Origin of the sequence: Methanocalculus natronophilus, assembly GCF_038751955.1 — an archaeon.
Classification (GTDB): Archaea; Halobacteriota; Methanomicrobia; order Methanomicrobiales; family Methanocorpusculaceae; genus Methanocalculus; species Methanocalculus natronophilus.
On sequence record NZ_JBCEXH010000077.1, the window covers coordinates 1 to 645 of the forward strand.

Here is a 645-nt window from a genome sequence, read left to right on the forward strand (position 1 = left end):
TGCGATAACATCTCTTCTTTGTCCTTATCTAATATATGCTCACTTTGATGGAATAACTTTTCGAGTGGAAAGCGATATTCTTCCAATGATTGGTCTTGTTTTAAAAAGGTATCCACTTTCTCCCATCCTAAAGACAATACTTCAGGTTTTTCAAAAGCAGTCGCTTGGCTAAAACGATTCAATAAATCGCCAACCTTTTGAACACGCGCTGAATTTTCAACATTTTTACGATTTAAATCGCTGTTTAAATTGGCATATTGATAAAGTTTGTGCAAAGTGATATACGCTTCTTTTTGCGCATTATAATACGCTTTAAAATGCTCAAAATCACTTAATTTCCCTTGATAAGTTCTTGCTTCTTTAAGTAGCGATTCCATTTTTTCAAAGTCTTTTTGCCATGCATCTAAGTTTTCATATAAATTTTTCAAATTCCATTTCATAAAAAAATCCTCCGTTATATTCAGTTGAATATATTATAGCATAAAACTTGATGTTAAACATTTAATTGTGTACAATTTAGTTGTGAACAGTTTCATTGTAAAAAATTTAAAAAATTGTTTATATTTTTTACAATTTATGATAATATAAACTTGTATCACATCATGAAGGCTGTTATACTGTGAAAGCAATCTAAAAAGAATTTTC

At 29.1% G+C, this 645-nt stretch carries 1 protein-coding gene; it reads right to left on the reverse strand.

What is annotated here, in order from left to right; genetic code table 11:
* Positions 1-440 (reverse strand): hypothetical protein (locus tag ABCO64_RS10505; RefSeq protein ID WP_343089431.1); only part of this gene is annotated, 440 nt, incomplete at its 3' end.
* Positions 441-645: the final 205 nt, after the last annotated feature.